Source organism: Spirulina sp. CS-785/01, from assembly GCF_028330525.1.
In the GTDB taxonomy this organism is placed as follows: Bacteria; Cyanobacteriota; Cyanobacteriia; order Cyanobacteriales; family Spirulinaceae; genus JAQMSD01.
The window spans coordinates 1-16843 of the sequence record NZ_JAQMSD010000099.1; the positions used below are offsets into that span (position 1 = coordinate 1).

Genomic DNA, 16843 nt, shown 5'->3' on the forward strand with positions numbered 1-16843 from the left:
TATGCCAAGAGATCTGTGTTCAGGTATTTTGATTAAAAAAGTGGGGTTGGGCATCGCCTCACTCAAAAACGCGAAGTCTCGTTCCAGGGATGGAGAAGCCCACGCTCTAATCTCCGATTGAGCGTGGGAGTATGTCACTAAAACTAAACTCGTCACCCCCAAACTATAAATATCACTAGCAGGATAGACTCGCCCCCGCATTTGCTCTAGGGGTGCATACCCTTCTGTCCCAACAATATAATTGGCATATTGCTGCGTCATTGTCGGGACAATGGATTTGGCAATTCCAAAATCAATTAAGATGGGCTTACTGTCACTCTGTCGCAGCATGATATTCTCTGGCTTAATATCTCGGTGAATCACGCGCTGACGATGGACGAATTGCAGAACTGTTAATAAACTCTCCAATAATTCTCTGACTTGCCTTTCGCTAAACCTGCCCTTTTGCTGTAACTCTGCCTTTAAGGTATGACCTTTAATTAATTGCTGTATCAGATATTGACGATTCCCAGAAGTAAAATAGGCAAATAACTCTGGAATTTGGCGATGTGTCCCCAAGACTTCTAATTGTTGGGCTTCTCGCTCGAACAATTGGGCTGCTTTCTCGGTGTCTGACGTTTCTGGGAGAAATTGTTTAATGACACAAAAGGGTTTTGAGGGTTTATGCTTATCTCTAGCGAGGAAAGTACGGCCAAACGCGCCTTGTCCTAAGATACATTCAGCATAGTAGCGATTCTCTAACAGTAGTTGATTGCCGCAGTTCTGGCAAAATTTGGAGTTGTCCGGGTTGTTGGGGTGGAGACAGTCGGGGTTAAGACATTGACGCATGAGTTTTGCAGAGTCGCCTAACCGCTAGTTTAGCAAGTTTTAGGATGACCTTAGCGACGTTTGAGGATGAATTCTGCGATCGCTAAATCGACAGGTGTTGTTACTTTTAAATTGGTCTCCTCTCCCTCAACAATACGAACGGGTAAACCACATTTTTCAAACAAGGCCGCATCGTCTGTCACTTCCCATCCTAAGTCTCGGCCTTGATGGTGACATTGTTTTAATAACTTTACCTCAAAACCTTGGGGAGTTTGGGCGGCCCAGAGGTGTTTACGGTTGGGGGTGTCTTGAATGACGCTATCTTCGCCGACTACTTTAATGGTATCTTTCACGGGAACGGCAGCGATTAAACCCGGACAAGTCTGCAAGGTTTCTGAACAGCGATCAAAGAGATCAGGGGTCACTAAACACCGGGCCCCATCATGGATTAAAACCCGTTCTGCGCCCTCTGGTAGCCCTTGTAAGCCGTTGTAAACGGATTCTTGGCGGGTTTCTCCCCCTTGGATACATTCGACGGGTTTTGTGAGGTTTAAGGCGGCTAAAATCTTTTCAAAGGCTGAGAAATCGTAGGATTGCCCGATTAAACCGATCCAAGTAATGGTTTTTGAGGCTTGTGCCGCTTGTAATGTCCATGCTAACAGGGGTTGGTCAAAGAGGGTTAACAGGAGTTTATTGCGATCGCTGCCCATCCGTTTCCCCAGTCCAGCAGCCGGAATCAATAGGTGCATTAACAGTTGACAGTTGAGTGTTGACAGTGATGAACTTACCATAAATCGAGCCTTGTAGGAGCATGGCCTGATCAGTCACCAGTCACCAGTCACCAGTGCCAATTACCCATTACCAACAACAAACAACAAAGAACCAACAACAACAAGGTAAAATGAGCATGACATCTAACCTTGAATAGATTGAGATGCGAATACTGGCACTTGTCCCCGGCGGAATAGGCGATCAAATTTTATTTTTCCCAACCTTGGCAACTCTGAAACAGCAATACCCGGATGCGGCCATTGATGTTTTAGTTGAACCTCGTGCTAAGGTGGCATACCGTGTCTGCCAGAATGTCAATGAAGTTTTATTGTTCGATTACAAAGATCGGAATGGCTTGGCGGATTATTTGAACTTGTTAGGGGTAATCCGCGATCGCGAGTACGATATTGCCCTCACCCTTGGACAACGGTGGGTTGTGGGTTTCCTCCTCTGGTTGAATGGTATCTCGGTTAGGGTGGGATACGAAGGTGATAAATCCTGGTTTCTCACCCATACAGTGCCGCTTAAATCCAAGCAGTATGCGGCTCAGATGTATCACGATTTGGTGCATGGGCTAGGCATTCACACCCCCTGTCCTCCCGTGAGTATAAATGTGCCGAAGTCTGATATTGACTGGGCAGAAAACGAACAAAAACGCCTTGAAATTAAAGACAGTGGCTATATTCTCCTGCATGGCGGATCGAGTAAGCTGGCACTGGAGAAAGGCATTAATAAGGTGTATCCGGTGAAAAGCTGGCTGCAAATTGTGGAGAATATCCAAGACAAACAACCCAATCTCCCCGTGGTGGTGGTGAAAGGGCCCGAAGATTCGGAGTTAGTCCAGCAAATGACTACCAATTTACCCAATGTTAAGGTGGTGTCTCCCCCAGATATTGGCAAATTGGCGGCGATGACTGCTGGGGCAAATTTAATGCTCTGTACCGATAGTGCGCCGATGCACCTGGCTATTGCGGTGGGAACTTATACCATTGCTCTCTTTGGCCCGACAGACTCTAGTAAGCTCATTCCCCCTGATAATGACAAATGTGTGGCGGTGCAATCCCGAAGTAAATCTATTGCGGATATCGCTCCCATGACGGTGATTGAGAAGATTTGGCAGTGATCAATTCATAATGATCATTAGCCAATGACCCATAACTGTGATTGAGACAATATAGCGTGGCTAAAAGAGCAGTTTTTCTGGATCGAGATGGGGTTCTCAACGTTGAGAAGGGCTATCTTTACAAGGTTGAGGACTTGGAGCTTATTTCTGGGGTGGCGCGGGCTGTGCGTCGCCTCAATGAGGCGGGGTGGTTTTGCTGTTTGGTGTCTAACCAAGCCGGCCCCGCACGGGGGTATTATCCCGTGTCCCATGTGGAGGCGTTACATGAGCGTCTGGTGCGCTTGTTAGCTGAGGAGGCCGGGGCGAAGTTGGACGCGCTCTATTATTGCCCCTATCTTAGCCCTCCGGCGGGCGGGGTGGAGCAAGGGTTTGCTCGCTGGAGTACCTGGCGTAAGCCTAATACCGGGATGCTGGTGGCTGCCGCTTGGGAATATAATCTTGACATTCGGGGCAGTTTTATGGTAGGCGATAAAGCGACGGATGTGGATTTGGCGCGGAATGCTGGCGCGAAGGGGATTCTCGTTACTACAGGTTATGGCCAAAGCGTGTTAGCGGGGACCTATCAACACCACGCGAAACCGGATTATTTGGCCAAGGATTTACCAGAGGCGGTGGATTGGATTTTGCAGCAGGAATAGTTTAGCTCCCCCGACGGCCAGCCCCACGTCCGTAAATGAACAAGTTTGAGTAAGTTTTAGAGGGCGGTGTCACATAACTTAATATTATGTAATTTTCACCTAGGGGTTAACAAATTTTAATAACTCCTGCTTTTGTCTTGTGTTATTTATTAGTTTCTGGTTATATTACTTATTGACGATATAAAAGAATAGAATTTTATGACAACTAATTATCAGAATATTTCGCCTCAAACCTATACTACTATGGAGAATCCGCCGTTGTTGGTGGATGTGCGATCGCAACTAGAATATCTCTCCGGCCACGCCCCCAACGCCGTAAATATCAGCCTTTTCCGCCTCATGCTGGCTAGAATTCCGGGGTTAAAGCGTTGGGTATTGCCGAAATGGTTTCGAGAGCGTGCCAAAACCCTTCCCATCGCCGTGGTTTGCCTCACCGCGCACCGTAGCCCCATCGCCGCCCAACTCCTCACCCAACAAGGTTACAGCCAAGTGTACAACCTCACCGAAGGCATGATGGGTTGGAAAAAATCCGGCTTAGAAACTTGTACCGGAGGAAGTCAAATATAACCAGAGGTTAACCCAATTCCCACTATTTCGTACACTTTCCCCCTCACGTTGACTTACTACTAATTATCATGTGGAATTTCTTATTTAGTCTGAAAAAAAATCTAATTTGGTCAATTCCGGCCTTTATGATTGCCGGAATAGCCTTTGGTTATTTCTTTGATCCTAGTTTCCTGAAAGCCTTAATTATTCCCCTCACCTTTCTCATGGTTTATCCCATGATGATTAACTTACAAATTCAAAAAGTTTTTTCCGGAGGGGATTATCCCGTTCAACTGGTAACACAGTTTATTAACTTTGCCATCATTCCCTTCTTTGCCTTTGGGTTAGGCTTAGTTTTCTTCCCCGATGATCCCTTAATTCAACTAGGGTTATTACTCACCGCCTTACTCCCCACCAGTGGCATGACCATTTCTTGGACAGGGTTTGCCAAAGGCAATATCAACGCCGCCATTAAAATGACCGTCATTGGCTTAATTTTAGGGTCATTAGCCACCCCTTTCTATGCGAAATGGTTAATGGGAACAGCCATTGAAATTCCCTTGGGGAATATCTTTAAACAAATTGTGATCATTGTCTTATTACCCATGATTTTAGGGATTACCACCAAACAGGCAGTCATTTGGAAATGGGGGAAAGACCGCTACGAGAAAAACCTCAAGAAAAAATTCCCTGCGTTTTCGACTCTGGGTGTGTTAGGGATTGTTTTTGTGGCGATGGCCTTAAAAGCAAAGAATATTTTTGAGAACCCAGTTTTAATTCTTTCCTTATTTGTTCCCCTATTAATTATTTATGTGGTCAACTTCGGATTAAGTACCATAGTAGGCAAAATCTTATTTAGCCGAGAAAATGCCATTGCTTTGGTGTATGGTACAGTAATGCGTAACTTATCCATTGCGCTGGCTATTGCCATGACCGTTTTCGGAGAACAAGGGGCAGATATTGCTTTAATTATTGCTATGGCGTACATTATTCAAGTCCAGTCCGCCGCGTGGTATGTGAAATTTACCGATAATATTTTCGGGGCAGCGAAAGAAGAAGAAGTCCTCCCCACCTCCCCCGAAGCACAACGTTAAAGCATCCTTGCATCGCAGCACGTTTTTTCAAGGGGGTTAACCGTTGGTTAACCCTTTTCTTGTTTTAATTTTTAACTTTTATCTTCAGAATCTGTCCAGAAAGTGAAAAACTTGTTAGAACTATAAGCAATTTCCCTTATGGCGGATTGCTGCCGTCCTGCGTAATCTGAGGAGTGTATGACGATGAAATTAAAAGAACTACTACAATCGGTGTCTGGACTGGGGAAACTCCCCAACCATCCCCATCTGGAACGCGAGGTGAAAGGACTCTCGACTAATTCCCACGCTTGTCAGGCGGGGGATTTGTTTATTGGGATGCCGGGGACTCGGGTGGATGGAGGAGAGTTTTGGGAAAGCGCGATCGCATCGGGAGCAATTGCCGCTTTGATCTCTCCCCAGGCCGCCGCCAAATGTCCCCCCAAAAATGGCGCGTGTGTCCTACAAATACCTGATCTGGTCACGGCCTGCGCCGAAATTGCCAGTCGTTTCTACAATTCCCCCAGCCAACAGTTAAAAATGGTGGGAGTGACAGGAACAAATGGGAAAACCACCACAACCCATTTAATTGAGTTTTTCTTAAAAGCGGCGAATTTACCCACTGCGTTACTAGGGACCCTGTATGTCCGGTGGCAAGGATACGAGAAAACGGCGGTTCATACCACTCCCTTTGCGGTTGATCTGCAAGGACAACTCGCAGAAGCACAGAATGCGGGGAGTGAGTATGCGGTGATGGAGGTGAGTTCCCATGGGTTGGCACAAGGCCGAGTGAAGGGGTGTGCTTTTGATGTGGCGGTGTTCACTAATTTAACCCAAGATCACTTGGATTTTCACCCGACGATGGAGGATTATTTTGCGGCCAAAGCTCTCCTGTTTCATGAGGAATATCTGCAAAGTCGGGGGATTGTTAATGGGGATGATCCCTATGGAAAGCGGTTAATTGAGCAGTTGGGGGAGAAAGCCTGGTCTTACAGTGTGCGGGAACAGAATGCAGATTTATGGTTGAGTGATTTAAGTTATGAAGCGACGGGGGTTAAAGGGATTTTACACAGTCCCAAGGGAGAGGCTGCGTTTCAATCGCCTTTGGTGGGACAGTTTAATTTGGCGAATCTGTTGGCAGCGACGGGGGCAGCGTTACAGTTGGGGGTAGAATTAGAGCCAATTGTGGCCGCGCTGCCTCAGTTTCCAGGTGTGCCAGGACGGATGGAACGGGTGCAAGTGAGTCCAGAACAGGATATTAGTGTGATTGTGGACTATGCTCACACTCCGGATAGTTTGGAGAATTTGTTGACTGCGGCCCGGCCTTTTATTCCGGAACGGTCAATTTGTGTGTTTGGTTGTGGGGGAGACCGCGATCGCACCAAACGTCCTAAAATGGGGAAAATTGCGGCGGACTTGTCTGATCTGGCGGTGGTCACATCTGATAATCCCCGCACAGAAGACCCAGAGCGGATTTTAGCGGATATTGTAGAGGGGATTCCTGATACTGTTGAGCCAAGAGTAATCTGCGATCGCGCAACCGCCATCCGTCAAGCCATTCTAGAGGCCAAACCCGGAGATGGCGTTCTCATCGCCGGAAAAGGTCACGAAGACTATCAAATCTTAGGGACAGAGAAAATCCACTTCGATGACCGAGAACAAGCGCGAAACGCTCTCCAAGCTAGACTAGAGAGTTGATTTTTGTTCTTTGTTCTTGGTTGTTTGTGAAATAGGGAACTCCGGAACTGGGAACTCCGGAACTGGGAACAGTTGGTTCTTTGTTCTCCCCCATCTCCCCCATCTCCCCCATCTTCCCTTTGTGTCCTTTGTGTCTTTGTGGTTCAACCGTCAACTATCAACTATCAACCATCAACCATCCCCTATCAACTCCCCCATCACCAATTACCAATTACCCAACCCGTATAAATACTCAAAAATGAAGAATAATAAATCCCACTTTCGGAGAGTTCCCCCATCAGAGTAGGATCAAAGTGTAGGGACAGGGCAATCTAGCGGATCGCGCTGTTTTCCAGATTAAACCCTTTCAGGTGACATCTGGGAACAGGTGTCCTAGCCTGTTGTGGACTCTGACCTCAGACAGAACCAGTTTTAATTGGGAGAAAGACTCATCATGATGAAAGCATCGGAAATAATGACCACTGATGTTGTTACCATTCGGGGGTCAGCGACGGTTGCGGACGCAGTGAAATTAATGAAAGAAAAAGGACTGCGATCGTTAATTGTCAATCGACGCACCGATGAAGATGCCTACGGAATCGTGACCGAAACCGATATTGTCTATAACGTTGCGGCCTACGGGAAAGACCCCAAAAAGGTACGGATTTACGAAGTTATGACCAAACCCTGTATTGTCATTAATCCCGATCTTGGGGTGGAATACGTCGCTCGTTTATTTGCCAATACCGGAATTCGCCGCGCTCCTGTCATTAAGGATACTTTATTGGGCGTTATCTCCATTACCGATATTCTTACCAAGAGTGATTTTGTGGAAAAACCGCGAGAACACACTCTACAAGAAGAAATTGTTAAAGCGAGAGATGTGGCCCGGGCCATCTGTTCCGAAAAAGGCCCCTCTGCTCCCGAATGTGCAGCCGCTTGGGATATCGTTGAGGAATTACAAGCGGAATACGCTCACCAACGAGCAGAACGCATTGAAAAAACCCATTTTGAGGAGTATTGTGAGGAATATCCGGATGCGTTAGAAGCACGGATGTACGATACTTAAAAGCCACTCACAATGATTTGTAGTTGAGAGATGTTTAAGAGAGATATGTTTTTCATGTCTCTCTTTTTGGTTTTTGTTTGTTGTTTGTGAAAAAGGGAACTCCGGAACTGGGAATAGGGAACAGTAAACAGTAAACAGTAATGTTGTTTGTTCTTGGTTCTTTGTTCTCCCCCATCTCCCCCATCTCCTCTATCTCCCCCATCTCTCCCCAAGGTGTATTAAAGTGACATTACTTCATCGACAAAGCAATTCGCTTTAACTTTTCATTCACCTCCAAAACTCTCACTTTCACCACTTCCCCCACTTTCACCACATCCTTGGGATCATTAACAAAATAATTCGCCATTTGTGAAATATGCACTAACCCATCTTGATGCACTCCAATATCTACAAATGCACCAAAATTAACTACATTTGTCACCACCCCTTCTAACTCCATTCCCTCCTCTAAATCAGTAATTTCATTAATTCCTTCCTTAAACTCTGCATATTGGAATTGTTCACGGGGATCACGTCCCGGTTTTTCTAATTCCTCGACAATATCTTCTAATGTGGGTAAACCCACCGTTTCTGTCACATATTGCTTTAAATTAATCTTGCGTACCTTATCCCGCATTTGACTCAGTTGGGAGAGGGAAACCCCCATATCTGTGGCCATCTGCTCCACGAGGGGATAACTTTCGGGGTGGACTGCGGTATTATCGAGGGAGTTATCTCCGTGACGGATACGCAGGAAACCCGCAGACAGTTCAAATGCTTTGGGTCCTAGTTTACTCACTTTTAACAGTTGTTTCCGGTTGGTGAATGTGCCGTTTTTATTCCGATAAGCAATAATATTTTTGGCAATGGTGGGGGTGAGTCCAGAAACAAAGGTTAACAGTTCTTTGGATGCGGTGTTTAAATCGACTCCAACATAGTTGACACAACTTTCGACGGTTTCTTCGAGTTTCTGTTTTAAGAGTTTCTGATCAACATCATGCTGATATTGTCCTACTCCGATGGATTTAGGGTCAATTTTTACTAATTCTGCGAGGGGGTCTTGGAGTCTTCGACCAATACTAATTGCTCCTCGGACTGTAACATCTAAGTCGGGGAATTCTTCTTGTGCCACTTTACTGGCAGAATAGATAGAGGCCCCGGATTCATTGACCATAACTTTAATGGGGTTTTGGTCTAATTTTTTCAATACTTCCCCAACAAATTGGTCGGTTTCCCTTGATGCTGTTCCGTTACCGATGGCAATTAATTCGATGGCATTATTTTGAATTACTGTGGCTAAGGTTTGCGCTGCCTCTTGGCGTTTTTTCTCTCCGGAATGGGGGAAGATGGCTTGATATTTTTGGAATTGTCCGGTTTTATCTAAGACGGCAACCTTGCATCCAGTGCGGAATCCGGGGTCTATTGCAAGGGTGGGTTTGAGTCCCGCAGGGGGAGATAGGAGTAAGTTTCGCAGGTTGGTTTCAAAGGTTTTAATGGATTCTAAATCAGCGTATTGTTTACATTGGGAGCGAATTTCACTAATGAGGGAGTTACGCATTAAGCGTTTAAAGGCATCGGCTAACATTTTTTGATAGAATTGCCGCACCTCTGGGAATTGGGTGTGAATTTCTTGTTCTTCTAAGTAAGACTGTACAAATTGATCATCATATTCGATGTCTAAGTTTAATATTTTCTCGCTTTCTCCGCGAAATAATGCTAAAATGTTATGAGGGGCAATTTTAGTGACTTTACTCCGATAATCCCGATACATTTCAAATTTAGTTGTGCCTTCGGGATAGTCTTTTTTGATTTTAGAAGCAAAGACTCCTTCTTGGGATAAATAGTCCCGTAAATAGGCGCGAAGGTGGGATTTTTCGGAGACTTCTTCGGCGAGAATGTCTGATGCTCCTTGTAGGGCATCTTCTGGGGTGTTTAGGTCTTGGTCGGGGTTAAGATATTTTTCACCCTCTTGACTTAAATTCCCTTGGGGACTGTTGGTTTGATTTAAGGATTTAATCCAATTAGCGAGGGGTTCTAATCCTTTTTCTCTAGCAACTGTAGCGCGAGTGCGTCGTTTGGGTTTGTAGGGGAGGTAGAGGTCTTCTAACTCGTTTTTTTGCCAACAGTTGCGGATTTGTTGTTCCAATTCTGGGGTGAGTTGGTCTTGTTCCTCGATGGAGTCGAGAATGGTCTGTTTGCGCTTTTCTAAGTCGGTTAAATAGGAGATGCGATCGCTGATTTCCCGTAACTGCGTCTCATCGAGTCCTCCTGTGCGTTCCTTCCGATACCGGGCCACAAAAGGGATAGTCCCCCCTTCTGCGAATAACTCTAGTGCATTCTCCACATTACGAGGTCGGAGGGATAATTCTTGGGCAATCACTGCCGCAAAATTCGGTTGAGTCATGTTTACGATAAGGAGGACACCTGCTCAACCATTGTAACCTGTCTGAGGTTCATTGCGCGATCGCAAGACCCCAGACCCCTCCCTTACAGCAGATACAGCAACTCCCCGGCCAATTGAAAAGAAACAAACCGTAAATACTCGTAAATTTTTTATAAATTTCCTCGCCGGATCATTAACCTGATTTTAATATCAATATGGCACAATAAACGGCGATCATAGATACAACTCAGGGTGTCAATCAGGGAAGTTGACCTGCAACTATGATAAGCCAACGTAATTAAACCCAATTCATGGATAATTTCCGAATAGAGAAGGAGTATTTATGCAGTTCCCTAAATTAGCTAGCCTTGCTAGTTTAATGCTTGTTTTCACTGTCGCGTGTTCTTCTACTCCTCCTTCAACCTCTGAATCTACAGTCAACGACTCAGAGACAACCGAAACGATGGAGTCAGAGGCAGAAATTGAAGTTCTCAAGATTGCAGTTATCCCCTCCCACAGTTCCGATGAACGGAAACAAAAATTTGATCAATTGGCAAATTACTTAAAAGATCAAATAGGCATTCCTGTCACGGTTGAATTAACCGAAACCTATGATAATCTGGTGCAATTAATGGTAGATGAAGAAGTCATGATGGCTTATTTTGGGACATTTTCCTATGTAAAAGCCAAAGCACAAAATGATCATCTTGAACCCTTGGTGGCTCATATTGATGAAGATAGTGGCAGACCTTGGTATTCCAGTGTTATTGTTGTTCGGGCTAATAGTGGCATTGAATCCCTAGAAGACTTAAAAAATAAACGCTTTGGCTTTGTTAGTGAATCTTCAACATCAGGGTTTTTAGTCCCCAGTGCAGCCTTTAAGGAAGCCGAAATTAAACCCGATACGGACTTTGCGGAAGTAAAATATGCTGGCGGTCATGATAAAAACGCCACCGCTTTAGCTCAAGGGGAAATTGATGCTGCTGCCATGACTTATCGCACTTTTCAGGAAGCAACCGCCTCTGGAGAATTGCCCGAAGGAGAGTATAAGGTAATGTGGAAATCTGATCCCATTCCTAATAGTCCTTATGTGATTAATGGTAAATTATCCAGTGACTTAAAAGGTCAATTACAAAAAGCCTTTATTAATGCACCTGCCGATATAGTCGGTATTACCAATACCGAGTCCTCTGGGTTTACCTTGGTGCAAGATAAAGATTATGAACCCATTCGACGGTTACAAGAATTAGTTGGAGTCCAGGAAGATTAGCTCCCTTTAGATATATGCCTTGGGTTCAAACCCAAGGTATATGTTTATTGCCAATACTGATAAGGAAACTTCATTAAATTGATGTTATAATAGCGGGGATCGTGGGACACATCTTCCCCAACCCAATGAGGGAAAAAGATATCTTGATCTTCTGAGGATAATTCCACTTCAGCTACAATTAAACCTTCATTTTCCCCTTTAAACTCATCCACTTCCCAGAGTAAGTCCCCTTGGTGGATTTGATAGCGAATTTTTTCAATTAACGGGCGATCGCACAATTCCTCCAACATCTCCTCCGCATCCGACACCGGAATCCCATATTCAAACTCCGTCCGCGACACCCCTTGAGTTTTCCCCTTAATCGTCAAATACCCCCGTTCTCCCACAACCCGCACCCGGATAGTACACCCCTCCTCCGTGGGAAAATACCCCTGACGGTACACTTCCCCCGTCCCCAAATTGCGCCATTCCTCACCCTTGACCAAAAATTTCCGTTCAATTTCCTGTGCCATGAGCATTTCCCCAGTTGGATCACTTCCTTCTCAGTTTAATCCGCCATGATCCCCCCAACGCAAGGAAGCAATGGATTGGTAGTCCTCTCTTTAAGCGTTGACCAATTAAGACCACTCCACATTACATTAAGATAAAATCATTGAGATTTGTAAACAAATTGACCTATGGTTGCTGCTGTCCTTATCGAAAACCTGAAAAAAAATTACGGTCAAACCCAAGCCGTCCAAGATATCTCCTTCACCGTCGAACCGGGGGAAATCTTCGGACTACTCGGACCCAATGGGGCCGGGAAAACCACAACCATACGCTGCTTATGTACCCTTGCCAAGCCCGATTCCGGCAAAATTGAAGTTTGTGGGGTATCTGCCGTTGAACGCCCCAGAGAAGCCCGTCAACGCCTCGGATACGTCGCCCAAGAAGTCGCCCTTGATAAAGTTCTCACCGGACGAGAATTATTAGAACTCCAGGCGGCCTTATACCACCTCCCCAGTAATCGCATGAAGCCGCGCATCGAACAACTCTTAAACCTCTTAGGGTTGCAAGAATACGCCGATCAAAAAACCGGGACTTATTCCGGCGGAATCCGTAAACGCCTTGATCTGGCGGCAGGTTTACTCCATCAACCGGATGTTTTAGTTTTAGATGAACCCACCGTGGGGTTAGATATTGAAAGTCGTTTTGTGGTGTGGGACTTCCTGCGTAAATTGCGCGAAGCGGGGACAACGGTTCTGATCACCAGTCATTACTTAGAGGAAGTGGACGCTTTAGCGGATCATTTGGCGATTATTGATCGGGGTAAAGTGTTAGCTGCCGGAAAACCTTCAGACCTAAAAGATCGGGTAGGCGGCGATCGCGTTACCCTCCGCATTCGAGAATTTGCCGCCCTCGAAGAAGCCCAACAAGCCAAAGAGAAACTGCAAACCCTCCCTTTTGTAGAACAAGCCATCATTAACGAAGCCCAAGGAAACTCCCTAAATTTAGTGGTTCAACGGAACAGTAACCCCTTAACCCAGATCGAACAATCCCTCCAAGACCTGAACATCCCCGTCTTCAGCATGGCCCAATCCCGGCCCAGTTTAGACGACGTTTACCTAGCCGCCACCGGACGCACCCTCATGGATGCCGAGTTGGCCGCTGCGGGAATGCGAGATATGAAAAAAGAGAAGAAACAGCAGATGAGTAGTGGGTAATGGGTAATTGATAATTAATCAATCCTTGTTATCCCCCATCTCCCCCATCTCCCCCATCTCCCCTATCTCCCGACTCCCGACTCCCCCATCTCTGTTACCATAGTGTTTTGTCCTACGCTGTTGCCTCATGAGTGACCTGAATTCTTCGATTCAAGCTGTTCACGCAGCCAGTTCCCCAGGGAGTTTGATCCAAGCGGTGCGTCAGCTGGCTCAACTCCAAGACCCGGACGCGATCCCCATGCTGATTGAAGTGTTGGGGTACAATAATCCGGGGGCTGCGATCGCTGCCGTCGAAGGATTAGTCAAACTCGGCGATGTGGCCGTCCCGATTTTATTAAACAATATCGACAGTTATGACTACGGGGCGAGAGCTTGGGCCAATCGTGCCTTAGCCGAAATTGGCCATCCCCATGCCCTCGAAAACCTCTTAGAAGCCGCCAGTAATGATTTTGCCCTCAGTGTCCGCCGGGCCGCCACCAAAGGGTTAGGGAGTCTGCAATGGTCTAAACTCCCCCCAGAGAAGCAAAAAACAGCACAGGAGAAAGCCTTACAAGCCCTCTTGCAGATATCAGTCGATGTAGAATGGGTGGTTCGCTATGCGGCCATTGTTGGCTTAGAAGGACTCGCCCAACAACAACCCGCCTTTGTTGGACCCATTAGCGAACACCTGCAACAGCGAGGCAATGGAGAACCCCAATTGGCCGTCCAAGCGCGAGTAGTGCTGGCCTTACAGCGATTAGAGGAAAAAGTCCCTTGAGGACTTGACAAATTGGGAATCTTACCCTAGATTAATAGATTCGTGCGGGTATAGTTTAGTGGTAAAACGACAGCTTCCCAAGCTGTAGTTGCGAGTTCGATTCTCGCTACCCGCTTTGGATAAAAGGCTCATATAGCGGGCATTACAGGAGAAAGGCTCGATGAGTTTTCCCTGGTTCTACTCAAAAATCACTCAAGTTGAACCAACACAAGGTTATGAAATGTCACGTTTCCTGCAAACGAGACAGACTCCTTTAAAATGGGAGACATCTACCGTTATCTTATTTTAAATGATTAAAACATTATGAAATCCCCAACTCATAACCTGGCAAAAACGAAAAAATTGTTAAAAATTCTCATTGGGGCCGCATGGATTGATGGTGTGATTCAACCGGAAGAACGCCAGTATTTGCAGAACATGGCCAAAGACGAGGGGTTAGCGGAAGACCCCGAAATTAAGCCCTTACTGTCTGAAATTAAACAAGTGAGTCCCGAAAAATGTTATGAATGGGTGAAAGCCTATCTCGGTGAAAATCATAACCCCGAAGATTATCAAGAACTGCTCGAAGCATTAAGTGCTTTAATTTATAGTGATGGGGAGGTACAAACCCAAGAAGCCAAGTTGTTAAGCCAACTCCAAGCTCTTGATCCGACCAACGAACCTCATCAGACCATTTTTGACAAAATTTTGAAAACGGTTCAAACTCTTTATCGCACAGCGATCGCTGATCAAGCCAAATAAACCAAAAAGCCGAACCCGACAGGAGAAGAACCTTGAAGAATCAATCTATCCCCGATCTGCGTCCCCTGATTGGAGGAGTTATCCTAGCCTTATTAGTGATTATCGGATTTAATTCCTTTGTCATTATTAACCCCGGCCAAGCAGGAGTTCTCAGTATTTTAGGTAAAGCAAGAGACGGGGCCTTACTCGAAGGAATCCATTTTAAACCCCCCCTAGTCTCGGCGGTAGATATTTATGATGTCACCGTGCAGAAATTTGAAGTCCCCGCCCAAAGTTCGACCCAAGATTTACAAGAATTATCGGCAAGTTTTGCGATTAACTTTCGTCTTGATCCGGTACAAGTCGTCCAAATTCGCCGAACTCAAGGGACTTTAGAGAATTTAGTCTCGAAAGTGATTGCTCCCCAAACCCAAGAATCCTTTAAAATTGCAGCCGCCTTGCGGACGGTAGAAGAAGCCATTACGGAACGGGCGCAACTGAAAAAGGATTTTGATATCGCCCTGAGCAGTCGTTTGGAAAAATACGGCATTATTGTCTTGGATACCAGTGTGGTTGACTTGACATTTTCTAAAGAATTTGCTAAGTCCGTTGAAGATAAACAAATTGCCGAACAACGGGCAAGACGGGCGGTTTATGTAGCCAAGGAAGCCGAACAACAGGCGAAAGCGGATATTAACCGAGCGAAAGGACGTGCAGAAGCCCAACGCTTGTTAGCCGAAACCCTGAAAGCCCAGGGGGGTGAATTGGTGCTACAAAAAGAAGCTATTGAAGCCTGGCGACAAGGGGGAGCGCAGATGCCCAAGGTGTTAGTCATTAGCGGCGATTCTAAGAATGCTAGTGTCCCGTTTATCTTTAATTTAGAACAGTTAGAACAGGAGGAGGTAAAAACCGGAAAGTCTTAATGACGGAGAATAAGCCTTGGGTTTCAACCCAAGGCTAAGAGTTTTAACCCGTGTTTAACGGGTTGCGAGACGAACAAGACAGCAGCGTAGGGGCAATTCATGAATTGCCCCTACGGTTCGGTTTTAATAAGGGTTAACGGGATTTCATGTTCTCCATTATTCATTACCCATTACTTATTACCCGTTACCCATTATTCATCTTCTTTTTTTCCAAATACCATTTGTAAAACCATGGGTTGTCCTCCCCGTTGATGGTATTTATCAGCCCAAGCGCGGATGACTTCATCGAGTTCCGCTTTGGCCGCTTCGACATTTTCGGGGGGGATATCTAGTTCTTCTAATACCCGCATGACTTTGGGGTTTTGTTCGGCCCAGTCGTGCATCATGCGGAAGAAGCGGGCGGTATCTTCCACCATCGTATAGGCGCGTTCTTCTTGATCGGCTGGGGAATAGGTGGGCCGAGTGAGGGCAAAAAAGGGATGTCCCCAAGGGTGATCCACGCGCATGACCGTGCCAGAATAAATTAAACGCCGCTTGATATGTTCGGTTAATGCCTGACTCATGGGCATTTGTCGGTCTTCGGGTAAGTCTTCTTGCGATCGCTGATGGAGAAATTCAATTAAGTCACAAAACTGCACAGAATTAATTAACTGTGCATCTGGGAGAGAAGCGGGGAGTTTTTCTTTGATATACTCTTCTTTGTCCGGTTCGAGGGGGTTATCGTGAATGCGCGATCGCCCGGGTTGCCAAGGATATTGTTCCAACCAGACATAGGGAAACTGGATCAAATAGCGGGGTTCTTGGGACCCCAACATCTTTAAGAGTTTGCCTTGGGTTAACGCTTGTTGCACTTCGGCCACAATGGCCTTAACCCGTTTCGTTTCAATGTGGTGTAAATGTCCCGTCATGCGGATATTACCGTCCTGTTCGATATAGGTTCGGTAAATCGCGCATTTCGCTGCCGTGGCAGCCGCATCCAAAAAAGCCCCATGACGATGCCCACTGGTTCGCATGGCACTAAAGGCCAAGTAAAACAAGATTTGATCCATGGCGCTGGGGCTAAAAGAACGGATTAAATCGGTGTCGGTTGTAATATCGGGTGATGATGGCATTCTTCGGAAATGGCAATGTTGCTTAGAACTCGTCGCTAGGGTTTTATTGTACAGTTCTCCCCTAACTTGTCTTGATTCTCAGCACCCTAATGTAAATTGTTTAAACAATCCTTTCCCTCATTGTTACATTTTCCTCTAAGATCGGCAAGATTTCTGTGACATACTCCCACGCTCAATCGGAGATTAGAGCGTGGGCTTCTCCATCCCTTGAACGAGACTTCGCGTTTTTGAGTGAGGCGATGCCCAACCCCACTTTTTTAATCAAAATACCTGAACACAGATCTCTTGGCATAGA

Annotated in this window: 16 protein-coding genes and 1 tRNA gene; 12 read left to right on the top strand and 5 right to left on the bottom strand. The window is 46.0% G+C overall.

What is annotated here, in order from left to right; genetic code table 11:
- Together PN462_RS05610 and ispD are read right to left on the bottom strand one after the other, a co-directional pair.
- Positions 1-828, bottom strand: an 828-nt coding sequence (locus PN462_RS05610; RefSeq protein ID WP_272127035.1) for a serine/threonine-protein kinase, incomplete at its 3' end; no start/stop codon positions are given.
- A gap of 50 nt (positions 829-878) precedes the next feature.
- A complete protein-coding gene (ispD, locus tag PN462_RS05615; RefSeq protein WP_272127036.1) occupies positions 879-1556 on the bottom strand; it encodes a 2-C-methyl-D-erythritol 4-phosphate cytidylyltransferase in 678 nt (225 codons plus the stop codon).
- 185 nt (positions 1557-1741) lie between these two features.
- On the opposite strand from ispD, the gene PN462_RS05620 reads away from it, so the two are divergent.
- From PN462_RS05620 to PN462_RS05645, 6 genes are all read left to right on the top strand, one after another.
- Positions 1742-2701, top strand: a complete 960-nt coding sequence (locus tag PN462_RS05620) for a glycosyltransferase family 9 protein (RefSeq protein WP_272127037.1) — start codon at positions 1742-1744, stop codon at positions 2699-2701.
- A gap of 56 nt (positions 2702-2757) precedes the next feature.
- Positions 2758-3339: a D-glycero-alpha-D-manno-heptose-1,7-bisphosphate 7-phosphatase gene (locus PN462_RS05625; protein ID WP_272127038.1), complete on the top strand. Its 582-nt coding sequence runs from the start codon at positions 2758-2760 to the stop codon at positions 3337-3339.
- Positions 3340-3537: 198 nt separating this feature from the next.
- Positions 3538-3906, top strand: a complete 369-nt coding sequence (locus tag PN462_RS05630) for a rhodanese-like domain-containing protein (protein ID WP_272127039.1) — start codon at positions 3538-3540, stop codon at positions 3904-3906.
- A gap of 68 nt (positions 3907-3974) precedes the next feature.
- Positions 3975-4979, top strand: a complete 1005-nt coding sequence (locus tag PN462_RS05635) for an arsenic resistance protein (protein ID WP_272127040.1) — start codon at positions 3975-3977, stop codon at positions 4977-4979.
- A gap of 183 nt (positions 4980-5162) precedes the next feature.
- Positions 5163-6653, top strand: a complete 1491-nt coding sequence (locus PN462_RS05640) for a UDP-N-acetylmuramoyl-L-alanyl-D-glutamate--2,6-diaminopimelate ligase (protein ID WP_443029075.1) — start codon at positions 5163-5165, stop codon at positions 6651-6653.
- A 436-nt stretch (positions 6654-7089) separates the two neighbouring features.
- A complete protein-coding gene (locus PN462_RS05645) occupies positions 7090-7701 on the top strand; it encodes a CP12 domain-containing protein (RefSeq protein WP_443029076.1) in 612 nt (203 codons plus the stop codon).
- Between the two features lie 229 nt (positions 7702-7930).
- Here PN462_RS05645 and PN462_RS05650 read toward each other — a convergent pair whose 3' ends face one another.
- Positions 7931-10084 (bottom strand): Tex family protein, encoded by a 2154-nt coding sequence (locus tag PN462_RS05650; protein WP_272127043.1) that lies wholly within the window; start codon positions 10082-10084, stop codon positions 7931-7933.
- A gap of 322 nt (positions 10085-10406) precedes the next feature.
- Between PN462_RS05650 and PN462_RS05655 the strand changes: the two genes are divergently transcribed.
- Positions 10407-11333: a phosphate/phosphite/phosphonate ABC transporter substrate-binding protein gene (locus tag PN462_RS05655; protein ID WP_272127044.1), complete on the top strand. Its 927-nt coding sequence runs from the start codon at positions 10407-10409 to the stop codon at positions 11331-11333.
- Between the two features lie 44 nt (positions 11334-11377).
- Here the strand turns inward: PN462_RS05655 and PN462_RS05660 are convergent, their stop codons facing one another.
- Positions 11378-11845 carry a CYTH domain-containing protein gene (locus tag PN462_RS05660; protein WP_272127045.1) on the bottom strand — a complete coding sequence of 156 codons (468 nt, stop codon included), beginning with the start codon at positions 11843-11845 and terminating at the stop codon, positions 11378-11380.
- Between the two features lie 165 nt (positions 11846-12010).
- Between PN462_RS05660 and PN462_RS05665 the strand changes: the two genes are divergently transcribed.
- The 5 genes from PN462_RS05665 to PN462_RS05685 all read left to right on the top strand — a co-directional run bounded on the left by PN462_RS05665 (position 12011) and on the right by PN462_RS05685 (position 15436).
- The gene (locus PN462_RS05665; RefSeq protein WP_272127046.1) at positions 12011-13036 is read left to right on the top strand and encodes an ABC transporter ATP-binding protein; all 1026 of its coding nucleotides are present in this window, start codon (positions 12011-12013) and stop codon (positions 13034-13036) included.
- Positions 13037-13163: 127 nt separating this feature from the next.
- Positions 13164-13793 (top strand): HEAT repeat domain-containing protein, encoded by a 630-nt coding sequence (locus PN462_RS05670; RefSeq protein WP_272127047.1) that lies wholly within the window; start codon positions 13164-13166, stop codon positions 13791-13793.
- 44 nt (positions 13794-13837) lie between these two features.
- Positions 13838-13908 (top strand) — tRNA-Gly (locus PN462_RS05675).
- Positions 13909-14096: 188 nt separating this feature from the next.
- Positions 14097-14534 (top strand): tellurite resistance TerB family protein, encoded by a 438-nt coding sequence (locus tag PN462_RS05680; RefSeq protein WP_272127048.1) that lies wholly within the window; start codon positions 14097-14099, stop codon positions 14532-14534.
- A gap of 32 nt (positions 14535-14566) precedes the next feature.
- A complete protein-coding gene (locus PN462_RS05685; RefSeq protein ID WP_272127049.1) occupies positions 14567-15436 on the top strand; it encodes a prohibitin family protein in 870 nt (289 codons plus the stop codon).
- Between the two features lie 191 nt (positions 15437-15627).
- Here PN462_RS05685 and hetR read toward each other — a convergent pair whose 3' ends face one another.
- Positions 15628-16530 (bottom strand): heterocyst differentiation master regulator HetR, encoded by a 903-nt coding sequence (gene hetR, locus PN462_RS05690; protein WP_443029077.1) that lies wholly within the window; start codon positions 16528-16530, stop codon positions 15628-15630.
- Positions 16531-16843: the final 313 nt, after the last annotated feature.

Bases quoted from the DNA above. Each gene is read 5' to 3' on its own strand.
- PN462_RS05665 (WP_272127046.1), top strand. From the start codon at position 12,011: ATGGTTGCTGCTGTCCTTATCGAAAACCTGAAAAAAAATTACGGTCAA.
- PN462_RS05640 (WP_443029075.1), top strand. From the start codon at position 5,163: ATGAAATTAAAAGAACTACTACAATCGGTGTCTGGACTGGGGAAACTC.
- PN462_RS05630 (WP_272127039.1), top strand. From the start codon at position 3,538: ATGACAACTAATTATCAGAATATTTCGCCTCAAACCTATACTACTATG.
- PN462_RS05670 (WP_272127047.1), top strand. From the start codon at position 13,164: ATGAGTGACCTGAATTCTTCGATTCAAGCTGTTCACGCAGCCAGTTCC.
- PN462_RS05660 (WP_272127045.1), bottom strand. From the start codon at position 11,845: ATGGCACAGGAAATTGAACGGAAATTTTTGGTCAAGGGTGAGGAATGG.
- PN462_RS05655 (WP_272127044.1), top strand. From the start codon at position 10,407: ATGCAGTTCCCTAAATTAGCTAGCCTTGCTAGTTTAATGCTTGTTTTC.
- PN462_RS05620 (WP_272127037.1), top strand. From the start codon at position 1,742: ATGCGAATACTGGCACTTGTCCCCGGCGGAATAGGCGATCAAATTTTA.
- PN462_RS05680 (WP_272127048.1), top strand. From the start codon at position 14,097: ATGAAATCCCCAACTCATAACCTGGCAAAAACGAAAAAATTGTTAAAA.
- PN462_RS05645 (WP_443029076.1), top strand. From the start codon at position 7,090: ATGAAAGCATCGGAAATAATGACCACTGATGTTGTTACCATTCGGGGG.
- ispD (WP_272127036.1), bottom strand. From the start codon at position 1,556: ATGCACCTATTGATTCCGGCTGCTGGACTGGGGAAACGGATGGGCAGC.
- PN462_RS05635 (WP_272127040.1), top strand. From the start codon at position 3,975: ATGTGGAATTTCTTATTTAGTCTGAAAAAAAATCTAATTTGGTCAATT.
- PN462_RS05650 (WP_272127043.1), bottom strand. From the start codon at position 10,084: ATGACTCAACCGAATTTTGCGGCAGTGATTGCCCAAGAATTATCCCTC.